Source organism: Kribbella sp. NPDC026596, from assembly GCF_040638415.1.
In the GTDB taxonomy this organism is placed as follows: domain Bacteria; phylum Actinomycetota; class Actinomycetes; order Propionibacteriales; family Kribbellaceae; genus Kribbella.
On the sequence record NZ_JBEZYF010000020.1, the window covers coordinates 118,741 to 141,290 of the forward strand.

The following is a 22,550-nucleotide window of genomic DNA, read 5'->3' on the forward strand; positions in this document are numbered from 1 at the left end:
ACCTCCCAGCTCACCACAGCGACCCCGGCGCCTCCCTGACCCACTCGACGACCGCGCGCGTACGCCGCGCGCGGGGCGGGGTTACTTGACGAAGATGGTTTTGGTGTCGGCGTCGGAGATCGTGCCGTCGGCGTCGGAGATGAGGTAGGCGTCGATCTGGTACGGGCCGGGGGTGAGTTTGAGTTCGATGAGGAAGGGCGCGAACTTCAAGCCTTCCTTGGTGTTCACGAAGCTCTTCGTCGACTTGCGGGTCTTCAGGTTGGTGACCTGGTAGTTCACGGTGGCCTCGAAGGCGTTGGCTGTGCCTTGGATGGTGACCGGGCTGGCGGTGGTTTGGCCTTCGGCGGGTGAGTCGATCGAGACGAGGGCCTGGACGTCGGCGGCCTGGGCGCGGCTCAGGGGCTCGGTGGTGTCGATCTGGCCGAAGAGCTTGGCGCCGGGGCGGCCGCGCTGCGTGACCTGGACCGGCTCGGAGCTGTTGTGGAGGGCTCCCTGGACGGTGTAGATCAGCTGCTGCGTGGCGACGTCGGCGGTGTCGGCGTCGAGGTCTGTGGCCGGGAGTTCCTTGAAGTCGACGGTCACCACGCCTTCGGACCGGGTGACGGTGTTCACCTCGGCACCGCGCCAGACCGAGTAGTAGTCGGGGTCGCCCGGCTGCTTGCTCGTCATGATCCGGACTGCCTCGACGGCCGGGCGACCGCTGACCTTCGCCCAGGTGCGGTACAGCCGCACGGTGGACCGGGCCTGCGTGCTGGGCTTCGGCCCGACGATGACGCTCTTGGTCCCGGCCCTGTCGCCCAGCCAATAGATCGGTACGAGCGCGCCCTTGACGACCTGCTCCGGTTTGCCGCGCTCGGTGGGTGCTGTGGTCGCCTCGGGCGCGGTGGCCGGCGGGAGGGTAGCAACGGGGGACGGCGTGGGGCTGACACTGGCCGACGAGGGTGCTCTGCTCGCGGTGGTCGTCGTACCGGGGCCGGCTACGGCGTCGCCGTCGTTCGCGGTGTTCTGGTCGCCGTTGAAGACGGTGAACGCGCCGATCGCCGCGGCGGTACCGATCGCGGCCGCGCCGACGGTCATGAGCCAGGGGCGCCGGGCCGCGGGCCGGCGCTGGGCGTGCGCGCGGGCGCGGATCTCCGGCAGAGCGTCGGCCGGCTCGATCCGGTCCGCCTCCTCGGCCAAGGCCCGCCGCATCATCTCGTCGAACGGCTCATTCGAGTGCTCGCTCATATGGTCTGCTCCAGGAGCTGGCGCAGCGACTTGCTCGCGCGCGCGGCGTGGCTCTTCACGGATCCCCGGCTGATGCCCATCGTGTCGGCGATCTCGGCCTCCGACAGGTCACCGTAGTACCGCAGCACCATCACGGTGCGCTGCTTGTCCGGCAGGCTGCGCATCGCTTCGATCACTCGGTCCGTCTCGGCTGTGCGCAGTACTGCCTGCTCGGCGCTCGGTTCGTCCGGCAGGGAGCGTGGAGTGTGCTTGTCGACCACCACCAGGTGGCGCTGGCGGGAGCGGCAGCGGTTGACCACCGCGGTCCGTAGGTACGCGAGTGCCTTGTGGGGGTCGCGCAGCCGGTGCCAGCGGCCGTGCATCGCGACGAACGCGTCCTGCACGATCTCCTCCGCCGTACCGGTGTCACGCAGCAGCAAGGCGCCGAGCCGGACCAGCGACGTGTAGTGCGCCGTGTAGACAGCCGTCAGCGCCTCGTCGGCATCCCACGAGGACTCATGTGTCACGCACTCTTCGTACACCACGGCCGGTTGTGCCACGACACGAAGACGCCAAGACCACCTTCCAGGTTGACAACGGCGGTAGCCCGGTCGAGCGGGAGTCTGGAGGACGAAATAGCGCGGTCACGGTAGGTGGTCGGACGAGATGGCTGGTCCCTCCCAGCCGCCGCGGAGCGGCGTGTCGTTGCCTGAAGGGCGTGTTGGGGGGAATTACAAGTGAGGCTGTCGGGCCGGACGGCTAGCATGGGTGGGTATCCATTCTCGGCATCAGGAGGAAGAGCCTGTCCAGGCCACGCAGTATCGATCCGGAGGCGCGCGCAGACAGCGCCGCCACCAGCGCGCAGGCAAGCCACAAGATCGTCGTGCCGAACAGCATCGACATGGTGGCCCTGCTCGGAGCCCGGGACGAGTTCCTCCGCATCGTCGAGAAGGAGTTCGCCGCCGACATCATGGTCCGCGGCAACGAGATCACGCTGAACGGCGAGCCGGCTGAGCTGGCCCTGGCCGAGCGGCTGATCGACGAGCTGATCGCGGTCGTGCGCACCGGGCACGGTCTGACCGCGGACTCGGTCGAGCGCAGCATCGCGATGATCAAGTCCGCGACGGCCGAGAGCCCGGCCGACGTGCTGACCCAGAACATCCTGTCCAGCCGCGGCCGCACCATCCGGCCGAAGACGCTGAACCAGAAGCGCTACGTCGACGCCATCGACAAGAACACCATCGTGTTCGGCATCGGCCCGGCCGGTACCGGCAAGACCTACCTGGCCGTGGCCAAGGCCGTGCAGGCGTTGCAGGCCAAGGAGGTCAACCGGATCCTGCTGACCCGGCCGGCGGTCGAGGCCGGCGAGCGGCTCGGCTTCCTGCCCGGCACGCTGTCGGAGAAGATCGACCCCTACCTGCGCCCGCTGTACGACGCGCTGCACGACATGCTCGACCCGGAGTCGATCCCGCGGCTGATGACGGCCGGCACGATCGAGATCGCGCCGCTGGCCTACATGCGCGGCCGGACCCTGAACGACGCCTTCATCATCCTGGACGAGGCGCAGAACACCTCGCCCGAGCAGATGAAGATGTTCCTCACCCGGCTCGGCTTCGGCTCCAAGATGGTCGTCACCGGCGATGTCACCCAGGTCGACCTGCCGACCGGCACCAGCTCCGGTCTGCGGGTCGTCCAGGAGATCCTCGACGGCGTCCAGGACCTGACGTTCTGCCGGCTCACCTCGCACGACGTCGTCCGGCACAAGCTGGTCGGCCGCATCGTGTCGGCGTACGAAAACTATGAAGGTAGCGCTGACAACAAGCGATGAACGTCGAGGTCAACAACGAGTCCGGGGTCGAGATCGACGCACACGGACTGATGCGGCTCAGCCGGTTCGTGATGTCGTCACTGCGGCTGCACCCGGAGTGTGAGCTGTCGATCAAGCTGGTCGACGAGGACACCATGGCCAGGTATCACGTCGAGTTCCTGGACCTGCCCGGTCCGACCGACGTGATGTCGTGGCCGATGGACGAGCTGCGGCCCGGCGCCGAGGACGATGCCGAGCCGCCGCTCGGGCATCTCGGCGACATCGCGCTCTGCCCGACCGTCGCGGCCGCGCAGGGCGCGAAGGCCGGGCACGGCACGTGGGCCGAGCTGGAGCTGCTGACAGTGCACGGCATCCTGCACCTGCTCGGCTACGACCATGCCGAACCCGCTGAGAAGGCGGAGATGTGGGATGTCCAGGGCCGCCTTCTGGAAGCATGGCGGGCTCCTGGAAACCGGTTGGAAGGGTGACGTTGCGGTGACCTCCCACGACCTCGTTCTGCTGGTTGTGGCTGCGGTGCTCGTTCTGCTCGCCGGCCTCTTCGCCGGCGCCGAGGCGGCACTGTCGTCGTACTCCAAGGTGCGCGCCAACGAGCAGGTCGAGCTGGGCAACCTGCGCGCGGTCCGGCTGCGCGACCTGCTCTCCGACGCCCCGCGCTACCTGAACTCCCTGCTGCTCCTCCGGCTGAGCTGCGAGATCACTGCCATCGTCCTGGTCACCCAGGCGCTGTCCGGCGTCTTCGAGGTCACCTGGGAACACATCCTGATCACCGCCGTGGTGATGATCCTGGTCTCGTACGTGATCATCGGTGTCGCGCCGCGGACGCTCGGCCGGCAGCACTCGGACCGGTTCGCGATCATCTCGGCCGGTCCGGTGATGGCGCTGACCCGGGTGCTCGGCCCGCTGCCGAAGGTGCTGATCATGATCGGCAACGCGCTCACGCCCGGCAAGGGGTTCGCCGAGGGCCCGTTCGCGACCGAGGCCGAGCTGCGCGCGCTGGTCGACTACGCCGAGAAGTCCGCGGTGATCGAGTCCGGCGAGCGGCAGATGATCCACTCGGTGTTCGAGCTCGGCGACACGATCGTGCGCGAGGTGATGGTGCCGCGGACCGACATGGTCTACATCGAGCGGCACAAGAAGCTCCGCCAGCTCACCTCGCTGGCGCTGCGCTCGGGGTACTCGCGGATCCCGGTGATCGGCGAGTCACTCGACGACATCCTCGGCGTCGTCTACCTCAAGGACGTGATGCGCCGCGTCTACGACAATGCCCAGGCCGAGTCGACCGAGCGGGTCGAGTCGGTCATGCGGCCGTGCATGTACGTGCCGGACTCCAAGCCGGTCGACGAGCTGCTGCGCGAGATGCAGGCGGCCCGGATGCACCTGGCGATCGTCGTCGACGAGTACGGCGGTACGGCGGGACTGGTCGCGATCGAGGACATCCTCGAGGAGATCGTCGGCGAGATCACCGACGAGTACGACGAGGACCCGGACTCGGTGCAGCAGCTGTCCGACGGCGCGTACCGGGTGTCCAGCCGGCTCCCGATCGACGAGCTCGGCGAACTGTTCGGCGTACCGCTGGACGATGACGACGTCGACACGGTCGGCGGTCTGATGGCCAAGCTGCTCGGCAAGGTGCCGATCCCCGGCGCCGAGGTGGAGATCGCGGGCCTGTCGCTGACGGCGGAGCGGCCGTCCGGCCGCCGCAACCAGGTCGGTACTGTGCTGGTACGGCGCGAGGAGACCGCCCCCTCGCCGCAGGACCAGAACCACCAGCACGCCTGAGCTTTCCCCTTTTGATCTCTTAGGAGTACTTCTTGTCAGACCTCTCGGCCGAGGACGCCAAACTCGTCACGCTCGCCCGCGCCGCCCGCGCTCGTACTCGCGCTGCCGAAGGAGCCGCCGTCCGCGACTCCGACGGACGGACGTACGCCGCCTGCACGGTGGCGCTCGACACCGTCGAGCTGACCGCGCTGCAGCTGGCGGTCGCGATGGCGCTGGCGTCCGGCGTGAAGGGCCTGGAGGCCGCCGCGGTCGTCAGCGAGGCTGACTCCGTCGACGTCGACGTCGTCCGCCACTTCGCCGGCGCCGCCATCCCCGTAGTACTTGCCCAAGGCACCGGAGAGGTCCGCGATGTCGTCCACACCTGAGCCGTTCAAGTCCGGGTTCGCCTGCTTCGTCGGACGGCCCAACGCCGGGAAGTCCACGCTCACCAACGCGTTGGTGGGCAAGAAGATCGTCATCACCTCGTCGAAGCCGCAGACCACCCGGCACGCGGTCCGGGGGATCGTGCACCGGCCGGACGCGCAGCTCGTCCTGGTCGACACGCCCGGTCTGCACAAGCCTCGGACGCTGCTCGGCGAACGGCTCAACGACCTGGTGCGGACGACCTGGGCCGAGGTCGACGTGATCGCGGTCTGCCTGCCGGCCAGCGACAAGATCGGGCCGGGCGACCGGTTCCTGGTCAGCGAGGCGGCCAAGGTCGCGAAGACGCCGAAGATCGCGCTGGCGACCAAGGCGGACCTGGTCGAGCCGGACCGGATGGTCGAGCACCTGGCCGAGATCGCCGCGCTGGGGGAGTCGGTCGGGATCGAGTGGGCCTCGATCGTCCCGGTGTCGGCGACGTCGGGCTTCCAGATCGACGTGGTCGCCGACGAACTGGTCAAGCTGATGCCGGAGGGCTTCCCGCTCTACCCGGACGGCGACATCACCGACGAGCCGGAGGAGACGCTGGTCGCGGAGCTGATCCGCGAGGCGGCGCTCGAGGGCGTCCGGGACGAACTGCCGCACTCGATCGCGGTCACCATCGACGAGATGGGCCTGCGCGAGGACCGTCCCGAGGACAAGCCGCTGCTGGACGTGTACGCGAACATCTTCCTCGAGCGGGACAGCCAGAAGGGCATCGTGATCGGGCACAAGGGTGCCCGGCTGCGCGAGGTCGGCGCGGCCGCCCGCCGCCAGATCGAGGCGCTGCTGGGTACGCCGGTCTACCTCGACCTGCACGTGAAGATCGCCAAAAACTGGCAGACAGACGCCAAGCACCTCCGCAAACTGGGGTTCTGACCATCCGACCTTGGGAGACCACCCGGTGCTCACCAACCCCGTGTACGCCGCTCTCACCGGCCCGCACGCAACCTTCGCCGAAACCCGCGGCAACGCCCGCCGCTACCCGGCCGCGGTCGCGCCGTTCCTCGGCCTACCCGACAACCCAACCAACCACGACTGGGCAGACGCGGCCGACCTGGTCGGCCCTGGTACGACGGCAGCCCTCATGCGCCCCGACCTGCCGCTTCCCGAGAGCTTCAAACTCGACCGCCAGTTCGACCTGGTGCAGTTCGTCGCACCCGAGTCGCTGGCCGCCGAGGACCCCGAGACGGTAGTCCTCGGCCCGGACGACGTACCCGACATGCTGGCCCTCGTCGCCCTGACCGACCCAGGGCCGTTCCGCTCCCGCACCATCGAGCTCGGCACCTACCTCGGCATCCGCCGCGAAGGCGAGCTGATCGCGATGGCCGGCACCCGCTTCAACCTCCCCGGCTACACCGAGATCAGCGCCGTCTGCACCCACCCGTCGTACCAGGGCCAGGGCCTAGCCACCCGCCTCATCCGCGCGGTCGCCGCCCAGATCACCACAACTGGCCGCACCCCGTTCCTCCACACCGGCGGCACCAACACCCCCGCCATCCGCCTCTACAAAGCCCTGGGCTTCGACCTCTCCAACCAAATGAAGGTCACCCTCGTCGAGGTGGTGTAGACCTACCCACGCGTGGGACGAACTACCTACAGCGGTTTTTGGTAGGCGATTGCTCGGGCGACTATGTGGTAGTTGAGTTGTTCGTTGATGCCGATCATGTGGGTGTTGGACTCGGCGTTCCAGGTGTCGAGTTGGGTGATCGCCGGTTCCTCGTCGCGCAGCCACAGCAACATGTCGGTCTTGACCAGTGCGCCGAGGCGGTGGCCGCGATGCTGACGATCCACCGCGGTGTCGTGCTGGTCGGCGAGATGCGGTCGTTCGCGCTCGACCGCGACGACCGAGTGGCCGGCCAGCTCGCCGGTGGAGCGCTCGCGGGCGATCACCCGGTAGACGGTCTGGTCGCCGGCCTCCTGGGCGGCCTCGTACGCGCGGATCCGCTCCGGGCTGAACACGTCGTCCTCGATCTCCAGATCGTCCTTGGGTGCATCGTTGATCGACGCGGTCAGGGCGACCAGGCCGTCGAGCAACTCGTCGGCGACCGGCCCTCGCACCCGCAGCAGCTCGTACGCCGTCGATGCCTGAACCGCCTCGTCGTACAGCCGCTGGACGAGCGCCCAGTCGAGCCCGGCGATGTCCTGCCGCCGGTTGACCTCGACCGCCTTCTGCTCGAACCCGTGCCGTAGCGCGAACGCGTTCGCCTTCGGCAGGTCCCAGTTGTCCGTGCCGACGGAGGTCCGCCCGAGCTCGCGCGCCAGCCGCTCGCCGTACGCGAGCAGTTCGGTGCCGATCCCGCGCCCCCGGTGGTCGGGATGCACCTGCAGGTCGACCCATGAGAGATGGGTGTTGTCGTACGTCGGGGCGTGCAGGCCGAGCAGTCCGACGGCCACGCCGTCCTCGTCCCGGGCCAGATAGGCCTGGCCCGGGTCGCCGTCCCAGCCATGCTTCAACTTGGCCGCGTAGCCGCGAGGCGTCGGTACGTTCGCGTCCGGGCAGTCCAGCTTGGTCGCGGCACTGATCAGCGCTACGGCGTCCGCGCACCCGACCTCGTCGTCGGGTGACAGTCTCTTGATCTCCACGCCCACAGCGTCCAACAGATGGACACTTACCGCGACCAATTTATCGGCGGTGGAGAAGTTCCTCGCTGACGGTCCACAACCGGCGGGCCGCGTCGGCGTCGATCGCATACGGCCTGACACCGTGCGTACCCTCGGACAACTCCAGCTCGCCGAGCTCCGCCTCGTCACTGCGGATCGGGGCGATGTCGGTGTTCTCGCAGTACACGCCGCCGAGTCCGTCGAGCCGCGGGCTGGTCGCACACCAGACGCTGGTCGACGCGCCCTGCTCGACCGTCTTCAGCCCTCGCGACGGGTCGATCACCGGCTCGCCATCCGCGTCCAGGACGCCGATCGAGCGAAGCGTCTCGGGGTTGGTATACCGCGCCAGGTTGGTGACGATCGTGCCTGGGTGCAGCGAGAACGCGCGTACGCCGTTGTCCTGCTCGCGCTCGTCGAGTGCGACCGCGAACAGGATGTTCGCCGTCTTCGACTGCCCGTACGCCGCCAGCGGCTGGTACTCGCGATGCGCGAAATGCAGGTCGTCGAAGTGCACGTCGGAGTACCGGTGCCCGCGCGACGAGACGGAGACGACGCGAGCGCCCTGGGCCTGTCGCAGTGCCGGCAGCAGCCGGGTGGTGAGCTGGAAGTGTCCGAGGTGGTTGGTCGCGAACTGCGATTCGTAGCCGCGGGCATCCAGCGTGAACGGGTTCGCCATGATTCCGGCGCTGTTCACCAGGATGTGCAGCGGCTTGCCGTCGGCGAGGAAGCTGTCCGCGAAGGTGTCGATGGAGTCCTGGTCGAGCAGGTCCATCGGGGCGACCCGGACGCCGTCCAGTGCGGCCACGGCCTTGCCGGCGCGGTCTACGTCACGGGCCGGGACGATCACCTCGGCTCCGGCCAGCCGCAGCACCCGGACGGTCTCGAGTCCGAGGCCGGAATAGCCTCCGGTGACGATCGCGGTCCGGCCGGTCAGGTCAAGGCCCCGGACAACGTCCGCGGCCGTGGAGGCCGCGCCGAAGCCGGAGTCGATGGGTTCTTGGAGAGTGGTCATGGCATCAGCCTAGGAACGCGGATCCGGACGCAGAATATTTGTGAGTCCGGATTTCTTGCGCGATAGTACGGATATGGCCGCTGATCCGTTGTCCGATGTCCTGGAGCTGATCGACGCGCGCTGCTTGGTGTCGGGTGGGTTCGTCGCCGGCGGCCAGTGGTCGCTGCGCTTCCCGAAGCCGAACCGGCTGAAGCTCATCGCGATCGTGGAGGGCGAGTGCTGGCTGGTCCTGGACGAGCACCCGCCGGTCCGGCTGACGCCTGGTGAACTGGCGGTCTTCGACGGTACGCGCGGATTCGTGCTGACCAGCGACCTCGAGCTCGAGCCAGTCGACGCGACCGAGCTGTTCCCGGCGGACCGGGCGCCGATGGTGCAGATCGGCAGCGGTCGCGAGGTGGTCAACCTCGGCGGCCACATCGACCTGAACGAGGTCGGCCGGGAGTTGCTGCTGGACGCGCTGCCGCCGCTGCTGCACGTCCGTGCGGACAGCGAAGAGGCCGTCGTACTGCGCTGGCTGCTGGACCGGCTCGCGCACGAGGTGGCCGACGGCCGCGTCGGTTCAGAGCTTGCCTCCGGCAACCTTGTCGAGCTCGTCTTCGTCCAGGTGCTGCGGACCTATCTGACCGAGGCGCAGACGTTGCCGGCCGGCTGGCTGCGGGCGCTCGGCGACGACCGCATCGCGCCCGCGGTCCGCTCGATGCACGCGGATCCCGGCCGGGCCTGGCAGCTCGACGACCTGGCCCGGACCGCGTCGATGTCGCGGACCACCTTCGCCGAACGTTTCAAGGCGGTCGCCGGCGAGCCGCCGCTGACCTACCTGCTCAACTGGCGGATGCGGCTCGCCCAGCGGGCGCTGCGCGAGAGCGATGAACCGCTCTCGGCGCTGGCGCACTCGCTCGGCTACACGTCGGACAGCGCCTTCAGTACCGCGTTCAAGCGGGTCAACGGGGTGGCGCCCAAGCGCTACCGCGACGCCGCCCGGGCGGGCGTCCTCGTTCAGTCAGGTGCTGGCATGCCGTAGGCGTGGTCGACGGTCATCGAGAACATCAGTCGCTTGTCGCGGACCATCACCGCGCGGTACTCGTCCCAGTCCGGGTGCTCGCCGGAGGCGGTCCGGTAGTAGTCCACGAGATCCTCGACGACCTCGTCGTACGGGTCCGCGGCGACCGGAGTGAGTTCGGCTTTGCCTTCCAGGACGATGTACGAGCGGCCGCGCGGTCCGCCGACGTACAGGCTGGCGCGCGGGTCGCGGCGGAGGTTCTTCGTCTTGGCGCGATCGTCGGTGAGGGAGACGCGGATCCGGGTGCCGTCGTAGACATAGGTGACGTTCGACAGCTGCGGCCGGCCGTCCCGCTTGATCGTGACGAGGACACCGAGCCCGTGGCTGCCGATCCGGTCGGCGAGGGAATCAGTCATGACTGAAGCTTAAAATTTCAAGCGCCCTTGAACACAAGTCAGGAGCACGCCGGCGATGATGGTGACGAGGCCGGCGAGGCGAGCAAGGCTGAGTCGCTCGTGCAGGACGACCGCACCGAGCAGCGCGCCGAGCACGACGTTCAGCGTCCGGCCGCGCTGCACGCCGCAACGGTCAGCCCGAGCGCAACCCCGCGGCCCAAGGCTCGGGAGCGCGGCCGATCCATCATCAGTACGCCGCCGAGCACCAAGACCGCCCCGGCGACAACGCGAGGCCTGGAGCCGCCGTCAGGAGCCCCAGAGCGATCACGTAGACAGTGTCTACACGACCGACTTAGACGTTGTCTACCAAGCGCTGCCGGTCGGCGCTGTCACCCTCTGTGTCTCGGCCGTCGAGACCCCCGGTTCGACGGGCGAGGTGGGTTGTGCATAAACTCGCTGGCATCATGCGGCACCAGCTTCTCCTCCTTCGCTGCCGCGGCGAGGCCTGACAAGGCCGGTTCCCTCGCCGCGGAGTTTCGTCGTACGCCGGTCGTCCTCACGACCCCCAGCGACAGCAGCACATCCTCCGAGGAGAACCCCCGTGGCACCCAAGAACCAGCCCAAGCCTGTCCAGCAGCCGACCAGCCTGCCGATCCAGCGCTACCGCGCGTTCCCGCCGATCGACCTGCCGGACCGCACCTGGCCGGCGAAGTCCGTCGACCGCACCCCGCGCTGGCTGTCCACCGACCTCCGCGACGGCAACCAGGCCCTGGTCGAACCGATGTCGCCGGCCCGCAAGCGGCGGATGTTCGACCTGCTGGTGAAGATGGGCTACAAGGAGATCGAGGTCGGCTTCCCGAGCGCCAGCCAGTACGACTTCGACTTCGTCCGCAGCCTGATCGAGGACGACGTCATCCCCGACGACGTGACGATCTCGGTGCTGACGCAGGCCCGTGAGGAGCTGATCGAGCGGACCGTGCAGTCGCTGCAGGGCTCCCCGAAGGCGACCATCCACCTGTACAACGCGACCGCGCCGCTGTTCCGCCGGGTCGTCTTCAACGTGGACAAGGCCGAGTGCCGCACCATCGCCGTAAGGGGCACGGAGACGGTGATGAAGTACGCCGACGAGATCCTGGGCGACTGCGAGTTCGGCTACCAGTACAGCCCGGAGATCTTCACGGGCACCGAGCTGGAGTTCGCTCTGGAGGTGTGTGAGGCGGTCTCGGACGTCTGGCAGCCCGCCGAGGGCCGGGAGATCATCCTGAACCTGCCCGCGACCGTCGAGATGTCCACCCCGAACGTGTACGCCGACCAGATCGAGTGGTTCGGCCGCAACCTGACCCGGCGTGAGCACAGCACGATCAGCCTGCACCCGCACAATGACCGCGGTACGGCGGTGGCCGCGACCGAGCTGGCCCTGATGGCCGGTGCGGACCGGGTCGAGGGCTGCCTGTTCGGACACGGTGAGCGGACCGGCAACGTCGACCTGGTCACGCTGGGGATGAACCTGTTCAGCCAGGGTATCGACCCGCAGATCGACTTCGCCGACATCGACGAGATTCGCCGTACGGTCGAGTACTGCACCCAGATGCGTGTCCCCGAGCGGCAGCCGTACGCCGGTGACCTGGTCTACACCGCGTTCTCCGGATCGCACCAGGACGCCATCAAGAAGGGCCTGGAGGCGCTGGACAAGCAGGCCGCGGCCGAGGGCAAGCCGGTCTCCGAGATCGCCTGGGAGGCGCCGTACCTGCCGATCGACCCGAAGGACGTCGGCCGGTCGTACGAGGCGGTCATCCGGGTGAACTCGCAGTCCGGCAAGGGCGGCGTCGCGTACATCATGAAGTCCGAGCACCGGCTCGACCTGCCGCGCCGGCTGCAGATCGAGTTCAGTCGCGTGATCCAGCAGCACACCGACGCCGAGGGTGGCGAGGTCGGCCCGCAGCAGATGTGGGACATCTTCGCGGCAGAGTACCTGGCGCCGGGCAAGTTGTCGCTGCTGACCGTCAACTCGACCTCGGGTGAGGGCCAGGGCGACCAGCTCCGCGTCCAGGTGTACTCGCACGGTGTGCCGCACGAACTGGTTGGCGAGGGCAACGGTCCGGTCTCCGCGTTCGTCGACGCCATCAAGCCGCTCAAGTACGACGTCCGCGTGCTGGACTACCACGAGCACGCGCTGTCCGCCGGCGGCGACGCCCTCGCGGCGGCGTACGTCGAGTGCGAGGTCGGCGACGAGGTCTTCTGGGGTGTCGGCCGGGACGCCAACATTCTCACCGCCTCACTCAAAGCGGTCGTGTCCGCAATCAACCGCGCCACTCGCTGAGCCGTCAGATATCGCCCGTCTCCCCGTGTCGGAGGCGGGCGATATCAACACGCCCCGATACCGTTGCGTCACAGTTCGCAACGTTGTCTCAACGTTGCCTCAAGACGTTGACTCGATGACCGAGGTTGCGCACACTGTCGTCACTATGCGCAGATCCTTGCAAGACAGCATTACTAAATCCGCTGTCTGAGGGTCTGCGCCACCGACTTTCCCTGGTAGTCGCGTGGAGGTGAGCAGTGAGCGGTGCGGTCGAGACAACCGCGTCAGAACTGATCGAAGGTCCGGCCGAAGAGCCGAGACCGACGGCGGTGCGACGTTTCTACAATGCCTGGCTGGTCCGAAGAGTGGCCAAGGCGATCTTGACCATCTACATCGTCGCGACGCTGACGTTCTTCCTGGTCCGGCTGCTGCCGGGTAACCCGGTCGACACGTTCATCTCGACCCAGATCGCGCAGACCGGCGTCTCGTACGCCGACGCGGCGGCGCAGGCGCGCAGCTTGTTCTCGCTCGATCCGGACCAGCCGTTGATCCAGCAGTACGCCACGTACATGGTCAACATGCTGCACGGTGACTTCGGGAACTCGCTGCTGTCACCCGGTACCACCGTGGCCGAGGTGATCAGGACCTATCTGCCCTGGACACTGTTCTCCGTGGGCATCGCCACGGTCATCGCCTTCGTCGTCGGCATCCTGGCCGGCATGGTGATGGCCTACCGCCGGGAGAGCTGGATCGACCACGTGCTCACCTCGCTCGGGGCGCTGCTGCACGCGATCCCGAACTACATCCTCGCGATCCTGATCGTGGTCTTCCTCGGCGTGAAACTGCAGTGGTTCAACCTGACCCTGGCCCGCGGCTCGTACTCGCCGGGTGTCGAGCCCGGCTTCACCCTGAGTTTCCTCAGCGACGCGCTGTACCACGCGACGCTGCCGATCCTCGCCTACACCCTGACCACGGTCGGGTCCTGGGCACTGGTGATGAAGTCCTCCACCGTGGAGACACTGGGCGAGGACTACGTGACCGTCGCCCGGGCCCGCGGCCTGTCGTCGGCGCGGATCCGCACCGGATACGTGGGACGCAACGCCGTCCTGCCGATGTTCAGCGCGCTCGCCGTGTCGCTCGGCTTCGTCGTCGGCGGGTCGATCTTCGTGGAGCGGATCTTCGGCTACCAGGGCATCGGCTTCAGCCTCTACAACGCGCTCTCGGGCCGCGACTACCCGGTCCTGCAGGGAATCTTCCTGGTCCTCACGATCTCCGTGGTGGCGGCCAACCTCGTCGCCGACATCTTCTACAGCCGGCTGGATCCGCGGATCCGGCTCGGCGCCAAGGCGAAGGGGTGACGAGATGTCCGACATGACAGATGTAGCGATCCCCGGCCCCAGCGAGGTCATCGGCACGACCAGCGTCGGCCGGATGTCCGGCATCCTCCGCGGGCTGCGCCGGAGCCCGGCCGGCTTCATCGGCTTCATCATCGTCGCGCTGCTGGTGCTGATCACCGCGATCGGGCCGATCTTCACCCCGGACCTGGTTCCGGACGTGAAGTCGATCATGCTGCCCGCCGGATCGCCCGGGCACCTGCTCGGCACCGACAACGAGGGCAAGGACGTCCTGATCCAGATCATCGACGGCGGGGCGTCCGTCATCTTCATCGGATTCCTCGCCGCCGCGATCTCGACGGTCATCGCGATCGTCCTCGGCTCGCTGGCCGCCTACCTCGGTGGCTGGGTCGACTCGGTCGTGGTCAGCGCCGCCGATGTCGCGCTCACCATCCCGACGATCGTGCTGCTCGCGGTGCTCGGCGCGCTGTTCAAGCTCGATTCGCCGATCCTGCTCGCCTTCCTGGTCGGCGGCCTGGCCTGGCCGGTGCTGACCCGGGCGATCCGGTCCCTGGTGCTCTCGCTGAAGGAACGTGAGTTCGTCGAGGCGGCCCGGCTGCTCGACCTCGGCACGGTCCGGGTGATCTTCGTCGAGATCCTGCCGAACATGGCCAGCTTCATCCTGATGAACTTCATGATCGCCGTCAGCAACGCGATCTACGCGCTGGTCGGCCTCTACCTGCTGGGTCTGGCGCCGTTGACCGGATCGAACTGGGGCATCATGCTCAACCGCGCCTGGATCGCCGGCGCCATCTTCAACGAGGACAGCCTGGCGTTCATCCTGAGCCCGATCGCGGCGATCGTTCTCCTGCTCCTCGGATTGGTGATGATGACGAGATCGCTCGAAGAAATCCTCAACCCGCGTCTCCGGGACCGGTGAGCATGGTGACGGCGACAACTTCAGGTGCGGCGCGCGCGGTGCGCGGCGGCCAGGGCAAGCCACTGCTGTCCATCCGCGACTTCAAGGTCGAGTACCGGACCGGCGCCGGCGCCACGGTGCAGGCCGTCCGCGGCGTGGACCTCGATCTGTACCCCGGCGAGAGCCTCGCGCTGGTGGGCGAGAGTGGCTGCGGCAAAACGACCTTCGGGCTCGGCCTGCTGCGGCTCCTGCCGCGGCTCGGCCACGCCAGCGGCAAGGTGACGTTCAACCGCGGCGACGGTGCCGAGATCGACATCCTCGGCCTCAATGGCAGGGACCTGCGGGAGTTCCGCTGGCGGGACGCGGCGATGGTCTTCCAAGGCGCGATGAACGCCTTCAACCCGTTGCTGAAGATCCGCGGCCACATGTACGACACGATGCGGGCCCACTCCAAGGTCACCAGGCAGGAGGTCGAGGACCGCGCCGGGGAGCTGCTCCGACTGGTCCGGCTGGAGCCGGCGCGGGTGATGGACAGCTACCCGCACGAACTGTCCGGCGGCATGCGGCAGCGGGTGCTGATCGCGATGAGCCTGCTGCTCGACCCGGAGGTCCTGATCCTGGACGAGCCGACCACGGCCCTGGACATCCTCACCCAGCGCTCGATCGTCGACGTGCTGCACGAGATCCGTGAGCGGCTCGGCTTCTCGATGATCTTCATTTCCCACGACCTGTCGCTGGCCGCGGAGCTGGCCGACCGGGTCGCCACCATGTACGCCGGTCGCCTCGTCGAGACCGGTGGTGTCCGGGACCTGTTCTACCGGCCGCGGCATCCGTACACGCTCGCCCTGATCAACGCCGTACCACCGATCGTCGGCGACCTGCCGGACCTCGAGTCGATCCCGGGCGGTCCGCCGAGTCTGGCCGCGTTGCCGAAGGGCTGCACGTTCCACCCGCGCTGCAAGTTCGCCACCGACGAGTGCAAAGCGGAGGATCCCCCGCTCATCCCGGTGACCGACCAGCCCGGCGACGCCCACGAAGTCGCCTGCATCCATTCCAAAGACGTGCACCTCGAACGCCGGGTGCGCGACGACGACCTTGGGACGGCCTCATGACTGTGCTTTTGGCCGGGCCTTCGGCGCCGGCAGGGTCATCGGGCTTCACCTCCCGGCCTTCCCTCGTCGCTCCAGTCGCTTCGCTCCCTACGCTCCTCAGTCCAGGCCGGGAGGCCCGATGACCACGACAGAGACGGTTCCGGCGGGGACGGCCGAGGGGCGTAAGCCGCTGATGACGCTTGTGGGGGTCAGCCAGGTGTTCGACACCAAGGCCGGTCCGATCCGGGCCGTCAACGATGTCGACCTGTCGGTCAATTCCGGCGAGGTGCTCTGCCTGGTCGGCGAGAGCGGCTCGGGCAAGACCACGGCCGCGCGGATGGCGGCCGGTCTGACCCGGCCGACCGACGGCAAGGTGGCCTTCGAGGGCACCGACATCTGGTCGTTGAAGCGGCAGGAGTTCGGCGCCTTCCGGCGCAGCGTCCAGTACGTCCACCAGGATCCGTACGCCTCGCTGAACCCGACCCGGACCATTCAGCAGACGCTGACCGCGCCGCTGCTCAAGCACGGGGTGGTCAAAGGCACGAAGGCCGCGGTCGCGCGAGCGGCCGAGCTGCTGACGAAGGTCGACCTGACACCACCGGAGAACTACCTGCAGAAGTACCCGCACCAGTTGTCCGGCGGCCAGCGGCAGCGGGCGTCGGTCGCCCGGGCGCTGACGCTGGACCCGAAGCTGATCATCGCCGACGAGTCGACCTCGATGCTCGACGTGTCGATCCGGATCAGCGTCCTGGCGATGCTCGGACGGCTGCGCGACGACCTCGGCGTCGGGTTCCTGTTCATCACCCACGACCTGGCGATCGCGAAGTACTTCGGCTGGAACGGGAAGACCGCGGTGATGTACCTCGGCCGGATCGTCGAGTTCGGGCCGACCCAGCAGATCATCAACGCGCCCACGCATCCCTACACCCGGGCGCTGATCGAGGCGATCCCGGAGCCCGATCCCGACCTGACCAAGACCAAGGGCGCCGGATCGCTGCGCAGCCTGGAGATCCCGAGTCTGGCGCACCTGCCACCCGGGTGTGCGTTCCATCCGCGCTGCGGCCGGTTCGAGGGCGGCCTGTGTGACGGCGAGGTGCCCGGTCTGCTCGAAGTACGTCCTGGTCAGGCGGCCGCGTGCCACGTGGTGGCCCGCGACGGCGCCGACCAGGTCCGGCTGGATGAGCCGGCCGGCTGATGCCACCCGAGATGGGCCGAGTGGCTCTCGGTTGGGCGGCGTTCCTGATCCTGGCCAGCGGGGTTCTGCTCCTCATGCTGACACCGGGGACGCCGGAGTTCGTGATCACCCTGTTCACCTTGTGTTTGGGCCTGCTCTTGGCCCTGATCGTCGTCGCCGGGGTCGTCCTGACCAGGCGCCGGGGCAAACGCGAGGACGGTTAGTAACAACCAGTGGTAGTAGTGCCTGACCACGCGGGCGTGCGGTCAGTTCAGGAAAGGACGAAGGATGAGTCCCACCGGCACCAACGAATCCGGCGCGAGCGACCGGACCAACGCGGTCTCTCGCCGGCACGTGCTCCAGCTGTTCGGCATCGCCGGCGTCGGCATCGCCGGCATCGGGTCGCTGGAGGCGTGTTCGCCGAGCTCTCCGACCGCGGAGAGCAGTAAGTCGGGCGGCAACAAGGAGTTCCACGGCGCGTACCCGTACCAGTTGCCACCCAAGGGTCACTTCAACCTCGCCGCCGGTGTCACCGACGGCATCCAGCAGCAGAGCCCGTACCTCGACCTGATCTACCCGAGCGGCGGTCTGTACTACTGGGCGGACAAGAAGTGGGAATACATGATGGCCGAATCCAGTGCGCTGGACGAGGCGGCCAACACCTACACGATGAAGCTCCGGTCCGGCCTGACCTGGAGCGACGGCTCACCGGTGACCAGCAAGGACGTCGTGTCGACGTTCAACCTGCACTGGCTGATGCGCCAGCAGTCGTGGACGTTCCTGTCCGACGTGAAGGCCCAGGACGACACCACTGTCCTGTTCACCATCGGCACGCCGTCGACGGTGCTCGAGCGCTACATCCTCCGGGCGCCGATCCTGCCGGACTCGGTCTACGGTGAGTGGGCCACCAAGGCCGAGACGATGCGCAAGGCCAAGACCAGCCTGGACAGCGCCGAAGGCAAGGCGCTGAACGGTGACTTCCAGAAGTTCCGCCCGGAGAACCCGGTCGTGTCTGGTCCGTTCAACTACGACGCGAAGACCATGACCAACTCCCAGATGAGCCTGGTCAAGAACGACAAGGGCCTGTTCGCCGACAAGATCGGCTTCAGCAAGGTCCTGCTGTACAACGGTGAGACCTCAGACATCACCCCGACGGTGATGAACAAGGACGTCGACTACGCCACCCACGGCTTCGCGGTGGCCAGCGAGAAGACGTTCCTGAACACCGGCTTCCGGATCCTCCGTCCGCCGGTGTACTCGGGTCCGGCCCTGGTGTACAACTTCACCACCCACCCGGAGTTCTCCGACGTCCGGGTGCGGCAGGCGATCGCCTACATCATCGACCGCAACGAGAACGGCACCGTCGCGCTCGGCGACTCCGGCAAGGCCTGTAAGTTCATGGCCGGTTTCTCCGACATCGCCGTACCGGACTGGATCTCCGACGCCGACCAGAAGAAGCTGCAGGCCTACGAGAAGGACGAGGCCAAGGCGACTCAGTTGCTGCAGGCGGCGGGCTGGAAGAACTCCGGCGGGAAGTGGACGTTGCCGAACGGCAAGCCGGCGGCGTACGACCTCAAGTTCCCGACCGAGTTCGCCGACTGGAACCCGGCCGCCACCAACGCGGCCGACCAGCTGAACAAGTTCGGGTTCAACATCACCAAGCGCGGCATCACCTTCACCCAGCTGAGCCCGGACGTCCTGGCCGGCAAGTTCGACATGGCGATCCAGAGCTGGGGCGCGTCGTCGCACCCGCACCCGTACTTCTCGTTCGTCCAGAACCTCTACACGTTCAACTACGTGACGGCGGCGAACTCCGGCGGCAAGGGAATGAACTTCCCGCTCAAGCAGACGACATCCGCGGGTCCGATCGACCTGCAGGCCGTCGTCGACAAGTCCGCCCAGGGCCTGAACCTCGACGAGCAGAAGAAGAACGTCACCGCCGCGGCGCTGGCCTTCAACGAGCTGCTCCCGATCATGCCGCTCTGGGAGCGCTACGGTAACAACCCGGCGCTCGAGGGCACCCGGGTGGCCAAGTTCCCGGCCGACGACGACCCGATCCTGAAGAACGCTCCGTACGCGGACAACTTCGTGATCATGTACATGTACCAGGGCAAGGTCGCGCCGGTCTGAGTTATTGACTGGCGGTCTGACCCGTTTGTTTGGTTGGGTCGGCCGGGTGATCAGCGTTCGCGAGATCGACCCGGCCGACCTGGCCCTGTTCGACGAGTGGTACGACGCCCTCCGGGCCGGTGCGGTCGCGGGGCGCGAGGCCGCCCTCGTGGTCGGCCGGGAGGCCCTGGGGTATTCACTGCGTCATCCGGGGCCGTTGAAGCAACGGCTCGCGATCGGCGCGTTCGAGGACGATCGCGTGCTCGGCACGATGCTGTTCGAGTACCGGCTGACCGACAACCTGGACACGGTCGAGGTCGAGATCGACGTACCTCCGCAGCATCGGCGGCGGGGGATCGGTACGGCGCTGTGGCAGTGGGCCGTGACCCGGGCGGCGCAGCTCGGGCGGACGATCTTCCAGACCGAGCTCGGGGTCCCGTCGGATCCGTGGCCGGGTGCCGCCTTCGCGGAGCGCCTGGGTTTCACCGTCGAGCATGTCGAGGAGCATCTCGTCGTACCGCTGCCGTACGACGAGTTCCGGCTGTCCGAGTTGCAGGAGTCCGCGGCTTCACCCGACGGCTACGTGCTCACGTCGTGGGCGGGGGTGTGCCCGCCGGAACATCAGCAGGCGTACGCCGACCTGCACACGGCGATGGATCACGACGTACCGACGGGCGGCATGACGCGGGAGGTCGTGCCGTGGACCGTCGAGAAGCTGCAGGCGAGCGAGCAGCGGATCGACCGGAACTACCTGGCTCTCGTGACGATGGTGCACACGCTGTCGGGAGAGCCGGCCGGGTACACGTTGCTGTACCTGCCGCGCGCTGACGCCGAGCACGCCCAGCAGGACGACACCCTGGTGCTGCGTGAGCATCGCGGTCACCACCTGGGCACGCACCTGAAGCTCGCCAACCTCGCCCAGTTGGCCAAGCACCGGACCACCCAGCGCTTCCTGCACACGTGGACCGCGCTGTCGAACGCGCCGATGCGCAAGGTCAATGCCCGCTTCGGCTTCCGCGCCATCGAGGAGCATCGCGAGCTGGAGCTAACCTTCCCGCACTTGCGCCCAGCCGCTCGCGGTGTTGTCCTCGACGCCGACGACCGCATCCTCCTGGTCCGGTTCGAGTTCTCTTCGGGCCCGCTGTGGGCGACGCCCGGCGGCGGGATCGAGGCAGGGGAGTCGGTTGTCGAGGGCCTTCGTCGCGAGCTCCGCGAGGAGATCGGTCTCGACACCCCGGACGACCCACCGCATCTGTGGCACCAGGAGGTCGTTGCCGAGGGCCACGCCACCGGGTACGACGGCGTACTCAACGACTACTTCCTGGTCCGGGTCGACGCCTTCACACCCGCCGCCCAGCTCACCGAGGCCGAGCTCCAGGCCGAGAATGTCCACGGCCACGCCTGGTGGACGCTCGAGGAGCTCAAGGCCCACGAGGGCGACTTCGCTCCGCGCGCCCTGCCCGAGCTGGTGCAGCGGTTGCTGGCGAACGGTCCGCCCACCACGCCGATCCAGTTGGGCCTGTGAGAAAGATGTGGGAGTTCTGTGAGGACAGAGGATTGCTGGGATCCGGCGGCTTAACGTCGAAGTGAGAAGCCTCGACATTGCGCTGACTGGTTGGTTCCCGTTCGATCGACTGGTGCGGCGGCGGCGCTGCAGACCGGGCGACTGCCCGACGGACGACGGGTCGGCATCGCGTTCAGTACTTTGGCACAGTTGCGGGCGGCAACGGGTCCGCGGCAGGAGTGGATGCGACTCACCGAGGAGACGCTGCGGGAGATGCTCGCACCGCTCGGCGTGACCAGGATCCAGCTCGATCCGGTCCTGGTCGGTCCCGACGTGGCGCTACAGGCGTCGTACCCAGCTGAGCCGGCCTTCGTCCATTAGCGCGTGGCCGTCGGCGCTGTCCGCGACGTTGGGGTCATGGGTGGCGATGACGACGGCGGCGCCGCGGTCGGCCTCGGTCCGGAGCAGTTCCAGGACGCGCTCGCGGTTGGTGCTGTCGAGTTCGCTGGTGGACTCGTCGGCCAGGATCACCCGGCCTTGCTGGGCGATGCCGCGGGCAACGGCCACGCGTTGCTGTTCACCACCGGAGAGTTCCTCGACGAGATGGTCTCCGCTGTCCTCCAGGCCGACCTGCGTGAGTGCCGCTTCGACCGCCCGGTCGAGCTCATCCACCGGCTTGCGCTCGGCGAGCAGCGGGATCGAGAGGTTCTCCCGGGCGGTGAGTACGCGCGCGAGTCCGTTGCCCTGCGGGATCAGTACGACGCCGTGCGCGGCCGCCGATGGCCGGTCGGTGATGACGAGTCCGTCGACCTCGACCTGACCGGTCGTCAGCGGTACGGCGCCGGCGATTGCCCACAGCAACGAACTCTTCCCGGCGCCGGACGGCCCGCTGACCGCGAGTACGAACCCCGGCGGCACCCTGAACGACACGTCCGCCACGGCAGTCGTCTCGCCGTACGTGACCGTGACCTGGCTGACGTCGATCACCGCGTTACCTCCTGGTCCACCGGGGTGAGCCGGATCTCGCCGTCTTCCGTGGTGACCTGGACGAGTGTCCCGGCCGGCAGCAGTTCGGCCACGTGGGGCGGCAGCGGCAACGAGCCGTCGGTCGCGACTACGGCGTACTCCTCACCCGACCGTCCTTCCGAGGCGATCCGTCCGTCCCGGATCGTGATCGTCCGCGGCAGGGTCGCCGCCACCTCCGGGTCGTGGGTGATCAGCAGGACGGTCATCCCGGTCTCGGCGTTGATCGTCCGGATCGCCGCGAGTACTTCATCCCGTGCCTGGTGATCCAATTGACTGGTCGGCTCGTCGGCCAGCAACAACCCCGGGAAGGTCGCGATCCCGACCGCCACCGCACACAGTTGCACCTGTCCCGGAGTCAGCGACGTCAATGGAGTGTTCGCGTGCTGGGGAAGGCCGACGAGCTCGAGAATCGCTGCGGGCGTGGGCAGTTCGCGATCGCGCGGTGCGGCTTGTTGTGCGTAGCGGATGTTGTCGACCGGAGTCAGGAAGGGGATCAGGTTCCGTCCGGCGCCCTGCAGCACGATGCCTACGTCACCGGCTCGCATCCGGTCGAGCTCGGCCTCGGTCATGGTGGCGACGTTGTGCTCACCGATCTGCAACCGCCCCGCGCTCGGAGTCAGCAGACCGCCGCACAACTGCAGCAGTGTCGACTTCCCGGCACCAGATGGGCCGAGCAGTCCAACCAACTCGCCGGGGCGGACTGTGATCCCGATGCCGGACAGGGCGGCGACGTCATGGCCGTGTGCACGGTAGATGTGCACGAGTCCCGTCGTACTGATGGCCAGTCCGGTCATGGGGCCTCCCGGCCTGGACTGAGGAGCGGAGGGAGCGAAGCGACTGGAGCGACGAGGGAAGGCCGGGAGTAACAGCC

At 67.8% G+C, this 22,550-nt stretch carries 24 protein-coding genes; 16 read left to right on the forward strand and 8 right to left on the reverse strand.

Features of this window, described 5'->3' with window-relative positions; translation table 11 throughout:
- Positions 1 to 81: 81 nt before the first annotated feature.
- Together AB0E63_RS19115 and AB0E63_RS19120 are read right to left on the reverse strand one after the other, a co-directional pair.
- Positions 82 to 1,227 carry a Gmad2 immunoglobulin-like domain-containing protein gene (locus AB0E63_RS19115; protein WP_360367425.1) on the reverse strand — a complete coding sequence of 382 codons (1,146 nt, stop codon included), beginning with the start codon at positions 1,225 to 1,227 and terminating at the stop codon, positions 82 to 84.
- Positions 1,224 to 1,733 carry a SigE family RNA polymerase sigma factor gene (locus tag AB0E63_RS19120; RefSeq protein ID WP_360367428.1) on the reverse strand — a complete coding sequence of 170 codons (510 nt, stop codon included), beginning with the start codon at positions 1,731 to 1,733 and terminating at the stop codon, positions 1,224 to 1,226. The genes AB0E63_RS19115 and AB0E63_RS19120 overlap by 4 nt, the downstream gene beginning before the upstream one ends.
- 374 nt (positions 1,734 to 2,107) lie before the next feature.
- Between AB0E63_RS19120 and AB0E63_RS19125 the strand changes: the two genes are divergently transcribed.
- The 6 genes from AB0E63_RS19125 to AB0E63_RS19150 are packed head-to-tail and all read left to right on the forward strand — an operon-like array spanning position 2,108 to position 6,782.
- Positions 2,108 to 3,034 carry a PhoH family protein gene (locus AB0E63_RS19125; RefSeq protein WP_360367496.1) on the forward strand — a complete coding sequence of 309 codons (927 nt, stop codon included), beginning with the start codon at positions 2,108 to 2,110 and terminating at the stop codon, positions 3,032 to 3,034.
- Entirely contained in the window at positions 3,031 to 3,501 is a 471-nt protein-coding gene (gene ybeY / locus AB0E63_RS19130) for an rRNA maturation RNase YbeY (protein ID WP_360367431.1), read from the forward strand. The genes AB0E63_RS19125 and ybeY overlap by 4 nt, the downstream gene beginning before the upstream one ends.
- A 7-nt stretch (positions 3,502 to 3,508) precedes the next feature.
- Positions 3,509 to 4,813 (forward strand): hemolysin family protein, encoded by a 1,305-nt coding sequence (locus tag AB0E63_RS19135; protein WP_360367434.1) that lies wholly within the window; start codon positions 3,509 to 3,511, stop codon positions 4,811 to 4,813.
- Positions 4,814 to 4,845: 32 nt separating this feature from the next.
- On the forward strand, positions 4,846 to 5,178 hold the full coding sequence (locus AB0E63_RS19140) for a cytidine deaminase (protein ID WP_360367437.1): 333 nt from the start codon (positions 4,846 to 4,848) through the stop codon (positions 5,176 to 5,178).
- Positions 5,162 to 6,091 carry a GTPase Era gene (gene era / locus AB0E63_RS19145; RefSeq protein ID WP_360367439.1) on the forward strand — a complete coding sequence of 310 codons (930 nt, stop codon included), beginning with the start codon at positions 5,162 to 5,164 and terminating at the stop codon, positions 6,089 to 6,091. Before AB0E63_RS19140 ends, era begins: the two co-directional genes overlap by 17 nt.
- 10 nt (positions 6,092 to 6,101) lie before the next feature.
- A complete protein-coding gene (locus AB0E63_RS19150; protein WP_360367442.1) occupies positions 6,102 to 6,782 on the forward strand; it encodes a GNAT family N-acetyltransferase in 681 nt (226 codons plus the stop codon).
- Positions 6,783 to 6,808: 26 nt separating this feature from the next.
- Here AB0E63_RS19150 and AB0E63_RS19155 read toward each other — a convergent pair whose 3' ends face one another.
- Together AB0E63_RS19155 and AB0E63_RS19160 are read right to left on the reverse strand one after the other, a co-directional pair.
- Positions 6,809 to 7,798, reverse strand: coding sequence for a GNAT family N-acetyltransferase (locus AB0E63_RS19155; protein WP_360367445.1), 990 nt, complete (start codon positions 7,796 to 7,798; stop codon positions 6,809 to 6,811).
- A gap of 40 nt (positions 7,799 to 7,838) precedes the next feature.
- A complete protein-coding gene (locus AB0E63_RS19160) occupies positions 7,839 to 8,828 on the reverse strand; it encodes an oxidoreductase (protein ID WP_360367448.1) in 990 nt (329 codons plus the stop codon).
- Positions 8,829 to 8,901: 73 nt separating this feature from the next.
- Here AB0E63_RS19160 and AB0E63_RS19165 point away from each other — a divergent pair, with 73 nt between their 5' ends.
- Entirely contained in the window at positions 8,902 to 9,849 is a 948-nt protein-coding gene (locus AB0E63_RS19165; RefSeq protein ID WP_360367451.1) for an AraC family transcriptional regulator, read from the forward strand.
- On the opposite strand, the gene AB0E63_RS19170 is transcribed toward AB0E63_RS19165, so the two are convergent.
- On the reverse strand, positions 9,825 to 10,244 hold the full coding sequence (locus AB0E63_RS19170; protein ID WP_360367454.1) for a PPOX class F420-dependent oxidoreductase: 420 nt from the start codon (positions 10,242 to 10,244) through the stop codon (positions 9,825 to 9,827). The genes AB0E63_RS19165 and AB0E63_RS19170 overlap by 25 nt on opposite strands.
- A 9-nt stretch (positions 10,245 to 10,253) precedes the next feature.
- Positions 10,254 to 10,406 carry a hypothetical protein gene (locus AB0E63_RS19175; RefSeq protein WP_360367457.1) on the reverse strand — a complete coding sequence of 51 codons (153 nt, stop codon included), beginning with the start codon at positions 10,404 to 10,406 and terminating at the stop codon, positions 10,254 to 10,256.
- 418 nt (positions 10,407 to 10,824) lie between these two features.
- Between AB0E63_RS19175 and leuA the strand changes: the two genes are divergently transcribed.
- From leuA to AB0E63_RS19220, 9 genes are all read left to right on the forward strand, one after another.
- Positions 10,825 to 12,543 (forward strand): 2-isopropylmalate synthase, encoded by a 1,719-nt coding sequence (leuA, locus tag AB0E63_RS19180; protein WP_360367460.1) that lies wholly within the window; start codon positions 10,825 to 10,827, stop codon positions 12,541 to 12,543.
- Between the two features lie 308 nt (positions 12,544 to 12,851).
- Positions 12,852 to 13,880: an ABC transporter permease gene (locus AB0E63_RS19185; protein ID WP_360367463.1), complete on the forward strand. Its 1,029-nt coding sequence runs from the start codon at positions 12,852 to 12,854 to the stop codon at positions 13,878 to 13,880.
- A gap of 13 nt (positions 13,881 to 13,893) precedes the next feature.
- Positions 13,894 to 14,796, forward strand: a complete 903-nt coding sequence (locus tag AB0E63_RS19190) for an ABC transporter permease (RefSeq protein ID WP_360367466.1) — start codon at positions 13,894 to 13,896, stop codon at positions 14,794 to 14,796.
- Between the two features lie 2 nt (positions 14,797 to 14,798).
- Positions 14,799 to 15,887, forward strand: coding sequence for an ABC transporter ATP-binding protein (locus tag AB0E63_RS19195; RefSeq protein ID WP_360367469.1), 1,089 nt, complete (start codon positions 14,799 to 14,801; stop codon positions 15,885 to 15,887).
- Positions 15,888 to 16,005: 118 nt separating this feature from the next.
- A complete protein-coding gene (locus tag AB0E63_RS19200) occupies positions 16,006 to 17,061 on the forward strand; it encodes an ABC transporter ATP-binding protein (RefSeq protein WP_360367472.1) in 1,056 nt (351 codons plus the stop codon).
- A gap of 11 nt (positions 17,062 to 17,072) precedes the next feature.
- On the forward strand, positions 17,073 to 17,264 hold the full coding sequence (locus tag AB0E63_RS19205; RefSeq protein ID WP_360367499.1) for a hypothetical protein: 192 nt from the start codon (positions 17,073 to 17,075) through the stop codon (positions 17,262 to 17,264).
- 64 nt (positions 17,265 to 17,328) lie between these two features.
- The gene (locus AB0E63_RS19210) at positions 17,329 to 19,170 is read left to right on the forward strand and encodes an ABC transporter substrate-binding protein (RefSeq protein WP_360367475.1); all 1,842 of its coding nucleotides are present in this window, start codon (positions 17,329 to 17,331) and stop codon (positions 19,168 to 19,170) included.
- Between the two features lie 46 nt (positions 19,171 to 19,216).
- Entirely contained in the window at positions 19,217 to 20,674 is a 1,458-nt protein-coding gene (locus AB0E63_RS19215) for a bifunctional GNAT family N-acetyltransferase/NUDIX hydrolase (RefSeq protein WP_360367478.1), read from the forward strand.
- A gap of 90 nt (positions 20,675 to 20,764) precedes the next feature.
- Positions 20,765 to 21,034 (forward strand): SAV_915 family protein, encoded by a 270-nt coding sequence (locus AB0E63_RS19220; protein ID WP_360367481.1) that lies wholly within the window; start codon positions 20,765 to 20,767, stop codon positions 21,032 to 21,034.
- Here the strand turns inward: AB0E63_RS19220 and AB0E63_RS19225 are convergent.
- Positions 20,993 to 21,640: an ATP-binding cassette domain-containing protein gene (locus AB0E63_RS19225; RefSeq protein WP_360367484.1), complete on the reverse strand. Its 648-nt coding sequence runs from the start codon at positions 21,638 to 21,640 to the stop codon at positions 20,993 to 20,995. The two genes, AB0E63_RS19220 and AB0E63_RS19225, sit on opposite strands and share 42 nt — an antisense overlap.
- Positions 21,637 to 22,473, reverse strand: coding sequence for an ATP-binding cassette domain-containing protein (locus AB0E63_RS19230; protein WP_360367487.1), 837 nt, complete (start codon positions 22,471 to 22,473; stop codon positions 21,637 to 21,639). Before AB0E63_RS19230 ends, AB0E63_RS19225 begins: the two co-directional genes overlap by 4 nt.
- Positions 22,474 to 22,550 lie beyond the last annotated feature (77 nt).

What these genes read in the sequence shown, in the direction of transcription:
- AB0E63_RS19200 (WP_360367472.1), top strand. Translation starts at nt 16,006, where the DNA reads ATGACCACGACAGAGACGGTTCCGGCGGGGACGGCCGAGGGGCGTAAG.
- AB0E63_RS19190 (WP_360367466.1), top strand. Translation starts at nt 13,894, where the DNA reads ATGACAGATGTAGCGATCCCCGGCCCCAGCGAGGTCATCGGCACGACC.
- AB0E63_RS19170 (WP_360367454.1), bottom strand. Translation starts at nt 10,244, where the DNA reads ATGACTGATTCCCTCGCCGACCGGATCGGCAGCCACGGGCTCGGTGTC.
- AB0E63_RS19210 (WP_360367475.1), top strand. Translation starts at nt 17,329, where the DNA reads ATGAGTCCCACCGGCACCAACGAATCCGGCGCGAGCGACCGGACCAAC.
- ybeY (WP_360367431.1), top strand. Translation starts at nt 3,031, where the DNA reads ATGAACGTCGAGGTCAACAACGAGTCCGGGGTCGAGATCGACGCACAC.
- AB0E63_RS19195 (WP_360367469.1), top strand. Translation starts at nt 14,799, where the DNA reads ATGGTGACGGCGACAACTTCAGGTGCGGCGCGCGCGGTGCGCGGCGGC.
- AB0E63_RS19160 (WP_360367448.1), bottom strand. Translation starts at nt 8,828, where the DNA reads ATGACCACTCTCCAAGAACCCATCGACTCCGGCTTCGGCGCGGCCTCC.
- AB0E63_RS19165 (WP_360367451.1), top strand. Translation starts at nt 8,902, where the DNA reads ATGGCCGCTGATCCGTTGTCCGATGTCCTGGAGCTGATCGACGCGCGC.
- AB0E63_RS19115 (WP_360367425.1), bottom strand. Translation starts at nt 1,227, where the DNA reads ATGAGCGAGCACTCGAATGAGCCGTTCGACGAGATGATGCGGCGGGCC.
- era (WP_360367439.1), top strand. Translation starts at nt 5,162, where the DNA reads ATGTCGTCCACACCTGAGCCGTTCAAGTCCGGGTTCGCCTGCTTCGTC.
- AB0E63_RS19230 (WP_360367487.1), bottom strand. Translation starts at nt 22,473, where the DNA reads ATGACCGGACTGGCCATCAGTACGACGGGACTCGTGCACATCTACCGT.
- AB0E63_RS19205 (WP_360367499.1), top strand. Translation starts at nt 17,073, where the DNA reads ATGGGCCGAGTGGCTCTCGGTTGGGCGGCGTTCCTGATCCTGGCCAGC.
- AB0E63_RS19125 (WP_360367496.1), top strand. Translation starts at nt 2,108, where the DNA reads ATGGTGGCCCTGCTCGGAGCCCGGGACGAGTTCCTCCGCATCGTCGAG.